Below are 14,739 nucleotides of genomic sequence, written 5' to 3'. Positions count from 1 at the left end.
TTGCGACTGGGACGATTCGGCGGGTAGTAATAAACATAATGGTTGATAATGATAATATTCGTTATGTTGTTTTACCCGTTTAAATGTTCCATGACAACACGCGACACGGAACGGACGAATCGGAGGACGCGACCCGGGCGCAACTCCGAGGTGACCCCGCTAACTCCGAGGCGACCCGGCCTCGCCCGCCCGGACCGATCGCTTATTGGCCTCGCCGCGCGGAGCGTGGGGTAGTGAACGAACGCGACGCGCTCCGGGCCATCGCGGCCGACCTCCCGCACGCGGGCGACGACGCCGCCGTCGTCGACGGGACGGTCATCACGACGGACATGCTCCACGAGCGGACCGACTTCCCGCCCGGGACGACGCGGTACACCGCCGGCTGGCGCGCGGTCGGCGCCTCGCTGTCGGACGTGGCCGCCATGGGTGCGACGGCGCGCGCGGCGGTCGCCGTCTACGCCGACGAGGCGTTCGACCCGGACGAACTCGACGCGTTCGTCGCGGGCGCGGTCGACGTCTGCGAGGCGGTCGGCGCCGAGTACGTCGGCGGCGACCTCGACGAACACGTGGAGTTCACGACCGCGACCACCGCCGTCGGGGACGTGACTGAGGCCGGGAGCGTCACCCGCGACGGGGCGCGGCCGGGCGACGCGCTCTGCGTCACCGGCGAGTGGGGCCGGTCAGCCGCGGCGCTCCGCTTCTTCGAAGAGGAGACGGAGGAGTCGGTCGAGCGCGCGAACGACCTGTTCCGGTTCACGCCCCGCGTGGCCGACGGGCTCGCGCTGGCCCCGAGCGCGACCGCGATGATGGACTCCTCCGACGGGCTGGCGCGGTCGTGTCACCAACTGGCCGAGGCGAGCGCGGTCGGGATCGAGCTGGAGCGGGACGCGGTTCCGGCCCATCCCGCAGTCGAGGAGGTCGCGGAGGGGTCGGCAGAGCGGTTCGAGCTCGCGGCGCACTTCGGTGAGGACTTCGAGTTGTTGTGTGCGGTGCCGGAAGATGACGTGGAGGCGGTCGCGGAGGCGTGTCCGGCCGGCTTGACCCAGATCGGGACGGTAACCGAAGCGCCCGAGGAGGAGTCGTCGCGCGTCGTCGCCGACGGCGACCCGCTCCCCGACCGCGGCTTCACGCACGGCGACGAGTAAGCGATCGACGACGGCAACGCGATGGACACGAACACCGCCGAAGCCCCGGCCGGGAGGCGGGCGCACGCTCGCTGCGGTCCTCAGTCACTCGCTCCGCTCGTTCCTTGCGGTCCTTGCGTCGCCTGCGCCCGCCTCCCGGCCGCCCCTTCGAGTCCCGCCCCGCCCCGCACAGCCACGCACCTCACGCCTCCCCAGCCTCGTCAGTCGCCGTCGCTTCGCTCCGGCGACTGACTCCCTCGCGGGCTGGCTCGCGGCCGCCGGGGGCGGCCGCTCGCAGGCGCGCCGCGGCGAAAATCCGTCTCGCGGCTGTCTATCGCAGGAACTCGATCGCGGCGCCCTGGCCGAAGCCGACGCAGAGCGTCGCGAGGCCGCGCTCGGCGTCGCGCTTCTGCATCTCGTGGAGGAGCGTGACGGGGAGGCGCGCGCCGGAGGCGCCGAGCGGGTGACCGAGCGCGATGGCGCCGCCGTTGACGTTGTAGATCTCCTCGTCGACGCCGAGTTCGCGCCGCGCGTACTCGCACTGGGAGGCGAACGCCTCGTTCAGCTCGACGAGGTCGTAGTCGTCGATCTCGGTGCCGGCGCGGTCGAGGAGGCCGCGGGTGGCGGGCACCGGGCCGATCCCCATCACCGTGGGGTCGACGCCGGCGACCGCGTTCGTGCCGACCTCCGCGAGCACGTCGAGCCCGTGTTCGTCGGCGAACGCCTTGCTCGTCACGACCGTCAGCGACGCGCCGTCGGAGATCTGCGAGGAGTTCCCGGCGGTGACAGTGCCGTCGCCGGTGAACGCGGGCGAGAGGCCGGCGAGCTTCTCGGCGGTCGTGTCCGGGCGGATCCCCTCGTCTTCCTCGACCAGGCCGTCGTCGGTCTCGACGGGGACGATCTCGTCGTCGAACCGGCCCGACTCGGTCGCTTCCGCGGCGCGCTGGTGGCTGCGGGCCGCGTACTCGTCTTGCGCCTCGCGGCTCACGTCGTACTCCTCGGCGACCTTCTCGGCGGTCATTCCCATCTGCAGCTGGAAGACGTTGTACGTCTCCGAGAGCTCGGGGTGGAGGTGCTGGTAGGAGTCGCCGTCCATCGGGACGCGGCTCATGTTCTCGACGCCGCCCGCGATGATACAGTCGCGGTTCCCCGCGGCGATCGCGTCCGACGCCGAGATGACCGCCTGCATCGAGGAGGCGCACCAGCGGTTGATCGTGGTGGCGGGCACCGACTCGCCCAGCTCCGACAGGAGGGCGATAACGCGCGCGACGTTGTTGTCCTGCTCGGTGCGCTGCTGCGCGACGCCCCACATCAGGTCGTCGACATCGTCGCTCGACAGCCCCGTCTCGTCGAGCGCGTGGTCGATGAGCGTCGTCGAGAGGTCCTCGCTGCGAACGTCCGCGTAGACGCCGCCGTCTTTCCCCTGCGGCGTTCGGTAGGCGGCCGCGATCACCGGCGTGGTCTCGTCTGTCATGAACGATCACAGACGGGACCGCGTATTAAAACGCCGTGGAACGGGCGGGAATCTATCCCGAGTTTATCGTTTATTCGGCTGCGGTCGCGGGCGCCGCCGGGTCACTCCGTGAGCAAGCTCTCGCCCGTCATCTCCGCGGGCCGGTCGCGCTCCATCAGGTCGAGCAGGGTCGGAGCGATGTCGCACAGCGAGCCCCCCTCGCGGACCGCGTGCCCGCCGTCGTCGCCGTCGGGCGTCAGGTAGACGAACGGCACCGGGTTGTACGTGTGAGCGGTGTGGGGGTCGTCGGGGGTGCCCATGTCGTCGGCGTTGCCGTGGTCGGCGGTGACGACGGCGTGGGCGCCGGCGTCGGCGATCGCGTCGAGCAGCCGGTCGAGCTGTCCGTCGACGGCCTCGACGGCCTCGACCGCGGCGTCGAAGTCGCCGGTGTGGCCCACCATGTCGGGGTTCGCGTAGTTCAACACGAGCAGGTCGGGGTCGTCCGAGGCGATCGTCTCGACGGCCTCGTCGGTCACCTCGGACGCGGACATCTCGGGCTGGAGGTCGTAGGTGGGGACGTCCGGGCTCTCGACGATGGTGCGGATCTCGCCGGGGAACTCGACCTCGCGGCCGCCGTTGAGGAAGTAGGTGACGTGGGGGTACTTCTCCGACTCCGCGATCCGGAGCTGGGTACCGTCTGCGTCCGCGACGACCTCGCCGATCGTGTTCGCGGGGATCTCCGGCGGGAACGCGACCGGGAACTCGAACGTCTCGTCGTACTCGGTCATCGTCGTCAGGCGGATCTCGGGCTGGTCGAGGTCGAAGCCCCACTCGGGCCGGGTGTCGGTGAGCATCCGGACCAGCTGCCGGGCGCGGTCCGCGCGGAAGTTGAAGAATATCACCGCGTCCCCGTCGTCGAGGGCGGGCTCGCCGGCGACGAGCGTCGGTTCGACGAACTCGTCGGTCTCGCCGCGGGCGTGCGCCTCGCGGGCGGCCGCGACCGCGCTCTCGGCCTCGTGGGGGGCCTCGCGTTCGACGATCGCGTCGTACGCCTTCCGCGTGCGCTCCCAGTTCTCGTCGCGGTCCATCGCGTGGTACCGCCCGGTAACGGTCGCGACGTGGCCCGTCCCGCGCTCGTCGGCCTTCGCGGTCACGTCGGCGAGGAACTCGTCGGCGATCTCGGGGGCCGTGTCCCGCCCGTCGGTGAACGCGTGGCTCGTCGCGGGCACGCCAGCGTCGGCCGCGGCGTCGATCAGCGCGAGCAGGTGTTCCACGTCCGAGTGGACGCCGCCGTCGGAGACGAGGCCGGTGAAGTGGACCCGGCCGCCGGTCGATCTCGCGTGGTCGAGCGCGTCTGCGATAGCGTCGTTGTCCGAGAGCGACCCCTCCGCGAGCGCGTCCGTGATCCGCGTGTACGCCTGCTTCACCACCCGTCCCGCGCCGATGTTGAGGTGGCCGACCTCGGAGTTGCCCATCTGTCCCTCGGGGAGCCCCACGCGCCGCCCGTGGACGACGAGGCGCCCGTCGGCGCCGCGCTCCGTCGCCGCGTCGAACGTCGGCGTGTCGGCCGCCTTCACGGCGTCCCGCCGGTCGTGGTCGCCGAGCCCCCAGCCGTCGAGGATCACGAGTGCCGTCTCCATACCCCAGCGTGCCGCCCGGGGGGTAACTACCCTTCGGTGGGTGCCGTCTCGCCGCTCTCCCGGCGGCCCCACTCGCTCGGCCGACCGTCGTCGCCGGAAGCCAACCTTTTATCCGCTGAACGCTAACCACACGTTAATGGACTCCGCGGTACTGCTCGATCTCCTCGGCAACGAGAACCGGCGACGCATCCTCCGGCTTCTCGCTACCAAGCCGTGCTACGTCACGGAGATCTCGGAGTACCTCGACGTGAGCCCGAAGGCGGTGATCGACCACCTGCGGAAGCTGGAGGAGGCCGGTCTCGTCGAGTCGACGACGGACGACCAGCGGCGGAAGTACTTCCGGATCGCGCGCAGCCTCCGGCTGGAGGTCAGCGTCTCGCCGTACGGCTTCGGCGCGAAGAGCGCGTACCCGGCGAAGAACAGCCTCGACATGTCCGGACGGTGTCCCCACCTCTCGATCGAGGCACCGGACGGATCGGGCGCGACCGGCGGCCTCGCGGAACTCGCGGAGGAGTTCACGCGCCTCCAGGACCTCGACCGCGAGCTCTCGCTCGCCCAGCGGTGGGTTCAGGGTCGCGTCGAGGACACCCTCGCCGAGATCGACGATCGACTCGGCGGGCAGGCAGACAGCCGCTTTTTCGCGGCCGTCATCGCCGCGGTGGTCGAGACCGACGGCACGCCCGCCGCGGTCGCCGACGAGGTCGGCGCACGGGAGTCGACGGTCGAGGGCGCGCTCCGTCGGCTCTCCGACGTGGGCGTCGTCGCCCGCGACGCCGACGGGTATCAGGTCCGCTAACGGCCCGTCACGCTGCCCGGGCTGTCACGCTCCCCGGACTGTCACGCTGCCCGGGCTGTCACGCTCCCCGGACTGTCACGCTCCCCGGGCGTCCGTCGCACTGCGCGCCCGGCGCCGAGCCGATCCAGCGACCGCGGCCGTTTCCGGAAGCTTTTGGCTCGGCGCCGGACGAGGGCGGACGTGAGCCGTCTCAGAAACCTCTCGCTGTTTCTCGTCCTCGCCGCCGCGTGGGGCTCCGCGTTCGTCGCGATCAAGGCGGGGCTGGCGTACTTCCCGCCGGTGCTGTTCGCGGCGTTCCGGTACGACGTGGCCGGTCTGGTAATGCTCGCGTACGCGGCGTACGCCGTCGACGACCCAATCCCCCGCGGGCGCGACCAGTGGCTCGAGGTCGCTTCCGGGGCCGTGTTCATCATCGCCGCCTACCACTCGTTCCTGTTCATCGGTGAGACCGACCCCGCGGTGACCAGCGCGGTCGCGGCCGTCATCGTCAGCCTCTCGCCGCTTTTGACCACCGTCTTCGCGCGGGCCTTCCTCCCCGCGGAGCGCCTGACCGCCGTCGGCGCGCTCGGTCTCGGTATCGGACTCGTCGGCGCGGTCGTCCTCGCGAACCCGGACCCCGCGAACCTCGCCGGCGGCGGCACCGTCTCGAAGCTCCTCGTGTTGCTCGCGGCGGCGTCGTTCGCGCTCGGGTCCGTGCTCTCTCGGGCCTCCGAGGCCGATATCGCCATCGAGACGATGGAGGCGTGGGCGATGCTGCTCGGCGCCGGACTCACGCACCTGATCTCTCTCGCGCTCGGCGAGTCGGTCGCCGACGCGGCCTGGAACGCCGAGTCGCTGCTCGCCTTGGGCTACCTCTCGATCGTCGCGAGCGGGATCGGGTTCCTCATCTACTTCGACCTGCTCGACCGGCTCGGCCCGATAGAGATCAACCTCGTCTCCTACGTCGCGCCGGTGTTCGCGGCCGTCGTCGGCTGGCTCGTCCTCGATGAGGGGATCACCCCCACGACGGTCGCCGGCTTCCTGATCATCTGCGTCGGCTTCGCCCTAGTGAAACGCGACGCGATCCGGGAAGAACTGCGAGCGGCCGAGCTGGTGCGGTGAGCGTCGCGGCTGCGACCGATCGCCGCCCGCCGGCGTCCCGCCGCAACCGTCTTGTCGGCGGCCCGACGACTCCCACGACGTGAGCGCCGACCAGATCGATCCGCAGGCGAAGCGCGCAGCCGCCCGCCAGTCGCGGATCCCGCTGCCGCACGGCCGCTACAAGCTGAAACTGCTCCGGCTCCTGACCGGTCCCCTGTCGCGGCTTCAGAACCGGAATCCGCCGAGCATCGGGGCGATCGAGTCGGTGACGGTTCCGGGGCCCGCGGGCGAGTTGGACGCGCGCCTGTACCTCCCGGACGGCGACCCGCCCTATCCGACCGTCGTCTTCTTCCACGGCGGCGGGTTCGTCCTCGGGAGCGTCGAGACGCACGACTGGCTCTGCCGGCACCTGACGCGGGAGAGCGGCTGTGCGGTGCTCTCCGTCGAGTACCGCCTCGCGCCGGAGCACCCGTTCCCCGCCGCGGTCGAGGACGCGTACGCCGCCGTCGAGTGGGCGGCGGCGTCGACGGAGCGGCTCCGCGGCACCGGGGAGGTCGCGGTCGCGGGCGACTCCGCCGGCGGCAACCTCGCCGCCGTGGCGGCGCTCATGGCCGCCGAGCGCGACGGCCCCGAAATCGCCCACCAGGCGCTTCTCTACCCGGGAATCGGCGTCGACCCCGAGCAGGAGTCGGTGCGCGAACACGCCGGGGTCGTCCTCTCGCGCGAGGACATCGAGTGGTTCTCCGACTGCTACTACCGGAACGATATCCACCGCCGGAACCCGTACGCCGACCCGATCAACGCCGGCGACCTCTCCGGCGTCGCGCCCGCGACGGTCGTAACCGCCGGCTTCGATCCGCTCAGGGACGGCGGGACGGCATACGCGGAGCGGCTGGTCGCGGACGGCGTCGCGACGCGCTACGAGAACTACCCCGCGATGGTCCACGGGTTCATGACGATGCGAGAGGTCGACCGCGCCCGCGACGCGATCGCGGACGTGGGCGCCGACCTCGCCGACGCGCTCGACGGCTGAACGCGCCGGTCGGACCGTGGAAACGGATCCCAGACCGCCGGTAGAGTTTATCCGTCCGCCGCCGTCGGCACCGGTGTGTTCCCCGAGACGATCGAGACCGACCGGCTCCGGCTGGAGGCGCGGGGACCCGAGAACGTCGACCTCGACACGTGCTACCGGATCTGCTCGTCGGACCCCGGGATCGAGGCGGTGACCGAGTACGTCACGTGGGACCCCCACGAGACGAAGCAGGAGACGCTGGAGTTCCTCGAACGCGGCCGCGAGCGCTTCGAGGACGGCGAGGCGGCGAGCTACGTGATCCGGCCCCGCGAGGGGGAAGACGACGCGGGAGAGATCGCCGGTTTCGGCGGCTTCGAGGTCGACTGGGAGCGGCGCACGGCGGTCCTCGGCACGTGGCTCCGGAAGCGGTTCTGGGGGCGCGGCTACTCCGGCGAGCGCGCCGCCGCGCTCGTCGAGGTCGCGTTCGACGACCTCGACTTAGACGTCGTCGCGGTGAGCCACCACCCCGACAACGAGCAGTCGCGGCGCGCGATCGAGAAGTACGTCGACCGGTTCGGCGGCCGGCGCGAGGGGCGGCTCCGGAATCAGTTGACCTTCGCCGACGGGAGCGTCCACGACGAGGTCCGGTACACGATCTCGCAGGACGAGTGGCGAGCGGCGACCGCGTGATCGGCGCGGGATTTTCGCCGTCTGCGGAGGTTTCACCGGCCGTTTCAGTTGAATTACCGGCGTGACTGCGACCCAACAAACACTTACCGCGTCCGAAACGATCCCGGGCGCATGTCCTCGTCACCGACAGGTGGAACGACCGCGACGACGGGTTCGAATCGGAACATCGCGCGAGAGGCGCTCGGCGGCGCGGTCGCCGGCGCCGCCGCCTACCTCCTCGGCTACCTGTCCGTCTACGTCACGCAGAGCGGCCGGATCGAGGAGGGGCTGTCCGGGCTCAACTTCCTCGCCGAGCTGTTCGGCGGCGACCCCATCTCGGCGTGGCAGGTGTCCGGCTGGATGTTCTACAACGCTCACTTCGTCGAGACCGTGTTCCCCGCGCTGTTCGGGGGCACGTCCTCGCGGAACATCCTCATGGAGGCCGAGGGCGCGGGGTTCCTGCTCGTAGTCCCGCCGCTCCTGCTGCTCGTCGCCGGCCTCGTCGCGGGGCGGGTCGCCGGCGCGGACGCCCCGCTCGACGGCGTCCGCTCGGGCGCGCTCGTCGCCGCCGGCTACCTCCCGCTCGCGCTCGTCGGCGCGTTCCTGTTCCGGTACGCGGTCGGCGACGGGAGCGTGGCCCCCGACGTCGTCACCGCCGTCCTCCTCGCCGGCGCCGTCTACCCGGCCGCCTTCGGCGCGATAGGCGGTGCGGGCTCGTCGCTGTTGGGTGACTGAATCGGAAAACCGGACGCGTTCGCGCGCCGTTCGACGCCTCAGTGCGCCTCGTCCTCGGGGTCGAACCGGTCGCCGTACTCGCGAACGGGGTCGACCGGCTGGCCCTCGTCCGTCTCGGGCGCGACGTAGTCGATGAACGACTCGACATCCGGCTCTCGGACGCGCACCTCGACGTCGATCTCGCCCAGCTCGTCGGGCTCGCCGACCGCGAAGTTGACGACGCCCTCGAGCGCCGCCTGCTTCTTCAGCGAGAAGGCGAACCCCTCGTCGGTGCGGTTCTGCAGGAAGACGCGCCGGGCGGTGTCGAGTATCTCCTGTTCGTGGAGCACGTCGGAGAAGGCGTCGAGGCTGTGGGTCTCGGAGACGAGTCGCCCGTCCTCGTGGACCGGCTCGGCGTCGGGGAAGACGTTCGCCACCACGTCGGTGACTCGGTCGGTCACCTCGGTGTCGTGAACCGGCGTCTCGATCCGGACATCGACGCTGTAGATCACGCGCCGTCACCTCCGGCCTCGGGCGCCTCGGCGTCGGCGGCAGACGTCTCGGCGGCCTCGTCGTCGGAGCGGTCCGGCTCCGCCCCCTCGTCGTCGACGCCCAGCACCTGGCGGACCCGCCCGCGGAACGCGGCGAGGCTGTCGGTGTTGTCGATCTCGACGTCGGCCCGCTCTAAGGTCTCGCCGAGGCCGAGGTCGATCTCGCGCTCGTCGCGCTCGCGGAGCGCCTCCAGGTCGGAGTCGGAGTCGTCGCGGCCGCGCTCGCCCAGTCGCTCGGCCCGGAGCTCGAACGGCGCCCGGATCGCGACGAGCGTGAAGTCGTCGCCGAACGCCTCGCGGAAACGGTCGAGTTCGACGGTCGAGCGGAGGCCGTCGACGAGGACGGTCTCGTCGCGGTCGCTCTCGGTCGCGGCCTCCCGAATCCGGGGAAGCGTCCGCGCGGCGATGGCGTCGTCGCCCTCCTCCTCGCGGAGCGCCTGCGCGATCCGGCCGTGATGCTCGGCGGGGTCGAGGTCGCGGCGGCGGCACTCGGCGCGGATCACGTCGCCCATGACGACGACCGGGATGCCGGCCGCCTCGGCCACGTTCGCCGCCTCCCCTTTCCCGCTGCCGGGGAGGCCGACGGTTCCGATGACGTTCATTAGCGGCGAGTAGTCCGCTCGCGGACTTAGGTCTGCTGTTGGCCCGCGGGCGGCGCGAACCGCGGGCGTTTTTTAGACTCGGGGGATCAAAAGCCGATGAGGGCACATAGCTCAGCCCGGATAGAGCGTCGGACTTCTAATCCGATGGTCGTGGGTTCGAATCCCACTGTGCCCGTACAGCGAGGAGCGAAGCGACGAGCGAACCGGCACGCAGGGGATTCGAACCCTATCAGTCGCGCGCAGCGAACGTAGTGAGCGAGCACGTCTGATTTTGGTTCGAATCCCACCGTGCTCGTTATTGGAGCAACGCCATCGAGATGGGCTTACGGTTGTGAGTGGAAAATAGCGCTTGTACTACCTCTTATTTCCAACAAAGTCTCTGGACAAGATGAGACAAAGTATAAGACGCTACCAGACACAATAGCAGATATGGACCGCCAAGAATTAGAAGAAAAAATGCAGAAGCATATGGAAAAGAAAAAGAGTGCCTACGTCAAGATGGGGACTGTAGATTCCGAATAGATCCTACCTTTCTCTAATCTGTTTTAATTTCTCACGTAGCTCCTGCTCGGTATGATGAGCTAGTGCTGGGTATTCAACATCAAATAATAAATATTCAAAGTACTGATACCAGTGCCAATATAGAGTGTTTTTCTTCCAAAGCCGCTCAAATTTGCGCTCTGGATATAGATGGCGATGATACTTGGAAAGCAGAACCGCCTTTCCAATTTCAATATCACTTCCCGGCCACTCATGGTTTTCATCAATTATCTCATTACCTATCATCAATCTGCCTAGTGTAATCATCGCAGTTCGATGATTGGCATCTGGAAATGGGTGGAATGAAACAATAGTAGTTACCCAGTGAGCACACTGAGACGTTACCGGCTCTATCCGAGGGAATTCGCGAATTATTCGGTCCAATTTCCATTTTTTTACAGATAGCACTTTTCGATCTTCCCGCCTAGCGTCTCGAACATCTACAGAGTATTCATGTTCTGACTCTATATCGGGATCTCTCGTTTCTATGAAAATATTGTGGTTTATTTGTTTTATATCCTCTTGATTCACGAAAGATAAATCAATTATTCTGTTTTGTCCCAAATTCAATAACGAGTTTAGATCAAGATAACCATCTGACTGAGGGGGGTTAACCTCGCCATCTACCACTTTTTGGCCCTTAGTGGATAAGCTATACAATTCATTTCCTCTTTGCTCAATTAAACCAACCCTTTCCAAATATTCACATTGGCGTCGAAGCCTACTTTTTGACCTCCGAGACTTAGACAAATATTTGATAGATATTGTATCACTTTCATCGATATTTTCCAGAATTTCAATGTCCGAAAGGCTGGACGGCCCCATTGATTGTCGCCATGGTAGCGGGTAAGTGTCTGTCATTTATTCTGTCTCCAAATCAGATACAGCCAAATTGCTACAAATTGTTAAAATATTTGTGCTTATACTTCTCGTTAATCCTGTATTCATCGTGGTATACACGCGATTCGCGACAACTGGGGTCGTTTCTTCAATCCCTCCTGAGCCATTTCGCCAATTAAGCGGATATTGCCGTTACAGTTGAGGCATTCTTTATGCCTCATGGGTGACGGGGATGCTGTCGTAGTTGGCGTGGGAATCCTCGTTCTCAACGATCTCGACGGTATCGACTATACTGCCATCTCTTATGTCAGCTCCTATGCTAATTAGGTAGCGTTTCCGCCCGTAGATCTGACCATGTTCGACGTGATACCCCTTCCGCGAGCCATACGCCCAAGTACCACTCACCACACCCAGACACGTGTACCGACGAGACCTCAGGGACGCCGACTACGACGGGCTGCTCGCCGATACCGCCGTCGCGGACCAGGTTGTCCAGGCCGCGGTCGGGCCGGACGGCGGGATCGCCTACGCGAAGAACCGCTAACTGACCACGGACGTCGACTGAGACCTCAATCCGCCACGCTCGGCGTCCCCAGGTACTTCTCGTTCAGTTCGTACTCGCCGTCGTCGCCCTCGACGAGGTACTCGCCGTAGTAGGGCACGCGGTTCGCCACCACTTCCTCGAACGTCTCCGCGATCTCCTCGCGGGTCATCTCGCCCATCGAGCGGAGGTCGTCGTTGCGGTTGAGACAACCTTTTAAATAACCCTCGTGGGTGACGCGGACGCGGCCGCAGTTGGCGCAAAAGTCCTCGTTCTCGACGGGGTCGACGATCTCGACCATGCCGCCCGTCTCGTCGTCGCTCTCCTCGCCGACGAAGTAGCGCTTCCGGTCGTGCATCTCGCGGTGTTCGACGCGGTCGGCCTTCTCCGCGAGCCAGTCGTGGACGCGCCCGATGTCGACGTTCCACTCGGGCTTGCCGGTCAGCTCCGGCATGTACTGGATGAGCTGGAGCTGGAGCCCCTCGTTGTCCGCGACGTGCTCGACCATCTCTTCGACGTAGCCCGCGGTGTGCGTGAACACGACCATGTTGAGCTTCACTGGGTCGAGCCCGGCGTCGACGGCGGCTTTGACCCCCTCTAAGACCTTCTCGTAGGCGCCCGACTTGGTCACCTCCGCGAAGTCGTCCGGGTCGAGCGCGTCCTGCGAGACGTTGACGCGGTCGAGCCCGGCGGCCTTCAGGTCCGCGGCGCGCCCGGGGAGGAACGTGCCGTTCGTCGTCATCGACACCTCCATCGAGTCGGGCGTGCGCTCGATGATCTCTTCGAGGTCCTGCCGGAGCATCGGCTCGCCGCCCGTGAACTTGACGGCGTCGACGCCGTACCCCTCGACGACCTCCAGGAAGCGGACCACGTCGTCGGCGCTCATCTCCGACTCGCTCGGTTCCATCGGCCCGCGCGTGTCGCCTAACCCCTCGTTGTGACAGTAGACGCAGTCGAAGTTACACCGGTCGGTGAGCGAGATCCGTACCCCCGTCACCTCCCGTCCGAAGTCGTCCGCGAGTGGGCCGGCCATGCGCGATGGAAGCCACTACGCGCGCTTAAGTATCCGGGTCGTTCGTGCGACTGTGTAACACTCACCGGTTACGTTACGGCCGCGACGCGGCATGATTTTAGTTACGAATCCGGCGTCACAGCGACACGCGGAGGCCGTCGGTCGCGACGCGCACCTCGCCGTCGAACCCCGCCGCCGCGACCTGTTGCTCCATCTCGCGCTCGCGGCCGCCGGTGTGCGGGTAGAGGTGCGACAGGAGGAGCGTCCCGATCTCGGCGCCCGCGAGCGACTCGCCGAGGCTCGTCGGCGTCGGGTGGTTCGACACGTCGACGTCGTCCGGGAACGAGCAGTCGTGGACGAGGCAGTCGGCGCCGTCAGCGAACCGCGCCATGCCCGCGAACGCCTCGCTGTCGCCCGAGAGGACGAGCGGCCCGGCGGCGGCCTCGGCGTCCGAGCTCGGCGGCGAGAACCGGTAGGCGAACCCGTCCATCGAGTGGCGCGTCTCGCGGGCCGCCACGTCGAACCCGCCGGCCGCGAACGGCCGCGACGCCGACACCTCGCGGACGGCGAGGTCGATCCGCCCGTCGAGATAGTCGTGGACGTCGAGCAGGCCGTCGACGAGCGACTTCGTTCCCGCGGGGCCGACCACTTCCAGGTGCTCCTCGCCGGCGAGCCAGCGCGCCTTGAGGAGCGGGAGGAGCGCGGCGACGTGGTCGAGGTGGTGGTGAGTCAACAGGACCGTCGAGACGCCCTCGTAGCCTGTGTCCGTGCCGGCGAGCCGCTGGAGGACGCCGCTGCCGCAGTCGACGAGCAGCGACCGGTCGCCGTCGTCGAGGAGGTACCCGGCCTGCGCGCGGTCGGGGACCGGCATCGCGCTGCCGGACCCGAGGACGGTGAGTTCCATGCCCGTCGGTCGCGTCCGCACTCACCTAATTCGCTCGGACGCGCGGCGGACGGCCGGGCGCTCCCCCGCCGGCCGGGCGCCGGCGCCCGAGCCCGGGGGACGAGCCGCCTACTTGATGAGGAACACCGGCACCGAGGCGTCGTCCGCGACGCGGTCGGAGACGCTCCCGAGCGACCGGATCCGCTCGCGGGGCGACTTCCCCTCCGGGCTCATCACGATCACGTCGATGCCGGCCTCGTCGGCGTACTCGACGATCTCCGTGTCTGGCGTGCCGTGGGCGATGTGCGTCTCGGCGTCGAGGCCGGCCGCGGCGGCCGCGTCGGCGACCGCGTCGACCGCGGTCTCGCCCTGCGATTCGAGGTCCTCGACGACGTCGTCGTGGAGGTCGCCCGAGTTGGCGGTCGCGATCCGCTGGTCGACGACGTACAGCGCGTGGAGCGTCGCGTCGTGGTCGGTCGCGAGCCGGACCGCGTGGTCGAGCGCCCGGTCGACGGCCTCGCTCCCGTCGGTCGGCACCAGAATCTCGTCGTACATGCGTCGGGGTTCGCCCGGCCGGGGCTTAACGGTGGGGCCTCGGTGTCGGCCTCCGAGAGCGCCGTGCGCGCCGAGAGCGTCGCGCCCCGCGCCGGCGGGCGCTACTCGCCGCGCCAGCGGCCGCCGATCTCCTCGCGCCGCATGCTGTTCGCCTCGCCGTCGCGGAACACGCTGACGCGCCCGGTCTCCTCGCTCAGCGTCACCGTCGCGACGACCTCCGGCCGGACGGAGGTCTCGATCGCGCTCATGTGTCGCGACCCCATCCACGGTTCGTAGCTCACGTCGTCGACGAGGTCGGCCTCCTCGTCGCGGGTGCCCAGGTCGCGGAACCTCACCATCTGGCGCTCCACCTCCCCGTCGACCGCGACGACGACGCCGCCGTCCTCCCCGACGCTCACCGACTCGGCGGCGGTCGCGAGCGCGTCCTCGTCGAGGACGGACGGACAGGTGTCTCGGGGCCAGCGGTTCTCGCCCATCGGGTCGGCGTACGCGCCGTAGTCGCTGTCGCCGATGACGGCGAAGTAGAGCCCCGGACCCTTCACGTGCGGCTCCTCCCACCCGTCGAAGGAGACGCTGACGTGTTCGGCGCAGTACGTCAGCCGGTCGACGACCTCGCACACGCGCCCGTGGTCGCCGTACTCGATGGCGAGGTCGCTCATCGCCGTCGGTCCTCCCGGTTGGGTCGTTCCGTTCGATTGCCGCCGTCGGTCACGGTCGGGAGGACGGG

Annotated in this window: 16 protein-coding genes and 1 tRNA gene; 8 read left to right on the top strand and 9 right to left on the bottom strand. The window is 67.9% G+C overall.

The genetic code is table 11. The features are described from left to right. Positions 1–233: 233 nt before the first annotated feature. A complete protein-coding gene (gene thiL, locus EXE42_RS07910; RefSeq protein WP_137706271.1) occupies positions 234–1,145 on the top strand; it encodes a thiamine-phosphate kinase in 912 nt (303 codons plus the stop codon). A 310-nt stretch (positions 1,146–1,455) separates the two neighbouring features. Here thiL and EXE42_RS07905 read toward each other — a convergent pair whose 3' ends face one another. Continuing rightward, on the bottom strand, positions 1,456–2,598 hold the full coding sequence (locus EXE42_RS07905; protein WP_137706270.1) for a thiolase family protein: 1,143 nt from the start codon (positions 2,596–2,598) through the stop codon (positions 1,456–1,458). Between the two features lie 101 nt (positions 2,599–2,699). After that, positions 2,700–4,217 (bottom strand): 2,3-bisphosphoglycerate-independent phosphoglycerate mutase, encoded by a 1,518-nt coding sequence (gene gpmI, locus EXE42_RS07900; protein WP_137706269.1) that lies wholly within the window; start codon positions 4,215–4,217, stop codon positions 2,700–2,702. Positions 4,218–4,353: 136 nt separating this feature from the next. Here gpmI and EXE42_RS07895 point away from each other — a divergent pair, with 136 nt between their 5' ends. The 5 genes from EXE42_RS07895 (at position 4,354) to EXE42_RS07875 (ending at position 8,509) form a co-directional block, all read left to right on the top strand. Next, on the top strand, positions 4,354–5,013 hold the full coding sequence (locus EXE42_RS07895; protein ID WP_092923906.1) for an ArsR family transcriptional regulator: 660 nt from the start codon (positions 4,354–4,356) through the stop codon (positions 5,011–5,013). Between the two features lie 180 nt (positions 5,014–5,193). After that, the gene (locus tag EXE42_RS07890) at positions 5,194–6,114 is read left to right on the top strand and encodes a DMT family transporter (protein ID WP_092923903.1); all 921 of its coding nucleotides are present in this window, start codon (positions 5,194–5,196) and stop codon (positions 6,112–6,114) included. Between the two features lie 79 nt (positions 6,115–6,193). Continuing rightward, a complete protein-coding gene (locus tag EXE42_RS07885; protein WP_137706268.1) occupies positions 6,194–7,126 on the top strand; it encodes an alpha/beta hydrolase in 933 nt (310 codons plus the stop codon). A gap of 75 nt (positions 7,127–7,201) precedes the next feature. After that, a complete protein-coding gene (locus tag EXE42_RS07880; RefSeq protein ID WP_137706267.1) occupies positions 7,202–7,795 on the top strand; it encodes a GNAT family N-acetyltransferase in 594 nt (197 codons plus the stop codon). Positions 7,796–7,906: 111 nt separating this feature from the next. Next, a complete protein-coding gene (locus tag EXE42_RS07875) occupies positions 7,907–8,509 on the top strand; it encodes a transporter (RefSeq protein WP_092923894.1) in 603 nt (200 codons plus the stop codon). Positions 8,510–8,547: 38 nt separating this feature from the next. On the opposite strand, the gene EXE42_RS07870 is transcribed toward EXE42_RS07875, so the two are convergent. Both EXE42_RS07870 and EXE42_RS07865 read right to left on the bottom strand, forming a co-directional pair. Continuing rightward, positions 8,548–9,000, bottom strand: a complete 453-nt coding sequence (locus EXE42_RS07870) for an RNA-binding domain-containing protein (RefSeq protein WP_137706266.1) — start codon at positions 8,998–9,000, stop codon at positions 8,548–8,550. Next, on the bottom strand, positions 8,997–9,641 hold the full coding sequence (locus tag EXE42_RS07865) for an AAA family ATPase (protein ID WP_137706265.1): 645 nt from the start codon (positions 9,639–9,641) through the stop codon (positions 8,997–8,999). Before EXE42_RS07865 ends, EXE42_RS07870 begins: the two co-directional genes overlap by 4 nt. A gap of 100 nt (positions 9,642–9,741) precedes the next feature. On the opposite strand from EXE42_RS07865, the gene EXE42_RS07860 reads away from it, so the two are divergent. Then, positions 9,742–9,816 (top strand) — tRNA-Arg (locus EXE42_RS07860). Between the two features lie 350 nt (positions 9,817–10,166). Here EXE42_RS07860 and EXE42_RS07855 read toward each other — a convergent pair. Then, positions 10,167–11,042 (bottom strand): Fic family protein, encoded by an 876-nt coding sequence (locus EXE42_RS07855; RefSeq protein ID WP_137694970.1) that lies wholly within the window; start codon positions 11,040–11,042, stop codon positions 10,167–10,169. 397 nt (positions 11,043–11,439) lie between these two features. Between EXE42_RS07855 and EXE42_RS20610 the strand changes: the two genes are divergently transcribed. Further along, positions 11,440–11,565: a hypothetical protein gene (locus EXE42_RS20610; protein ID WP_255510196.1), complete on the top strand. Its 126-nt coding sequence runs from the start codon at positions 11,440–11,442 to the stop codon at positions 11,563–11,565. Positions 11,566–11,590: 25 nt separating this feature from the next. Here the strand turns inward: EXE42_RS20610 and moaA are convergent, their stop codons facing one another. The 4 genes from moaA to EXE42_RS07835 all read right to left on the bottom strand — a co-directional run bounded on the left by moaA (position 11,591) and on the right by EXE42_RS07835 (position 14,671). Beyond that, positions 11,591–12,595: a GTP 3',8-cyclase MoaA gene (gene moaA / locus EXE42_RS07850; RefSeq protein ID WP_137706264.1), complete on the bottom strand. Its 1,005-nt coding sequence runs from the start codon at positions 12,593–12,595 to the stop codon at positions 11,591–11,593. Positions 12,596–12,710: 115 nt separating this feature from the next. After that, positions 12,711–13,478, bottom strand: a complete 768-nt coding sequence (locus EXE42_RS07845) for an MBL fold metallo-hydrolase (RefSeq protein WP_137694461.1) — start codon at positions 13,476–13,478, stop codon at positions 12,711–12,713. A 108-nt stretch (positions 13,479–13,586) separates the two neighbouring features. After that, positions 13,587–14,012 (bottom strand): universal stress protein, encoded by a 426-nt coding sequence (locus EXE42_RS07840; RefSeq protein WP_092923830.1) that lies wholly within the window; start codon positions 14,010–14,012, stop codon positions 13,587–13,589. Between the two features lie 101 nt (positions 14,013–14,113). After that, positions 14,114–14,671 carry a diadenylate cyclase gene (locus EXE42_RS07835; protein ID WP_092923827.1) on the bottom strand — a complete coding sequence of 186 codons (558 nt, stop codon included), beginning with the start codon at positions 14,669–14,671 and terminating at the stop codon, positions 14,114–14,116. Positions 14,672–14,739 lie beyond the last annotated feature (68 nt).

The organism is Halorubrum sp. SP3 (assembly GCF_005435195.1).
Classification (GTDB): Archaea; Halobacteriota; Halobacteria; order Halobacteriales; family Haloferacaceae; genus Halorubrum; species Halorubrum sodomense.
This window is presented reverse-complemented; position numbering and strand designations above follow the sequence as displayed.

Bases quoted from the DNA above. Each gene is read 5' to 3' on its own strand.
- EXE42_RS07905 (WP_137706270.1), bottom strand. From the start codon at position 2,598: ATGACAGACGAGACCACGCCGGTGATCGCGGCCGCCTACCGAACGCCG.
- gpmI (WP_137706269.1), bottom strand. From the start codon at position 4,217: ATGGAGACGGCACTCGTGATCCTCGACGGCTGGGGGCTCGGCGACCAC.
- EXE42_RS07895 (WP_092923906.1), top strand. From the start codon at position 4,354: ATGGACTCCGCGGTACTGCTCGATCTCCTCGGCAACGAGAACCGGCGA.
- EXE42_RS07875 (WP_092923894.1), top strand. From the start codon at position 7,907: ATGTCCTCGTCACCGACAGGTGGAACGACCGCGACGACGGGTTCGAAT.
- EXE42_RS07865 (WP_137706265.1), bottom strand. From the start codon at position 9,641: ATGAACGTCATCGGAACCGTCGGCCTCCCCGGCAGCGGGAAAGGGGAG.
- EXE42_RS07855 (WP_137694970.1), bottom strand. From the start codon at position 11,042: ATGACAGACACTTACCCGCTACCATGGCGACAATCAATGGGGCCGTCC.
- moaA (WP_137706264.1), bottom strand. From the start codon at position 12,595: ATGGCCGGCCCACTCGCGGACGACTTCGGACGGGAGGTGACGGGGGTA.
- EXE42_RS07845 (WP_137694461.1), bottom strand. From the start codon at position 13,478: ATGGAACTCACCGTCCTCGGGTCCGGCAGCGCGATGCCGGTCCCCGAC.
- EXE42_RS07840 (WP_092923830.1), bottom strand. From the start codon at position 14,012: ATGTACGACGAGATTCTGGTGCCGACCGACGGGAGCGAGGCCGTCGAC.
- EXE42_RS07835 (WP_092923827.1), bottom strand. From the start codon at position 14,671: ATGAGCGACCTCGCCATCGAGTACGGCGACCACGGGCGCGTGTGCGAG.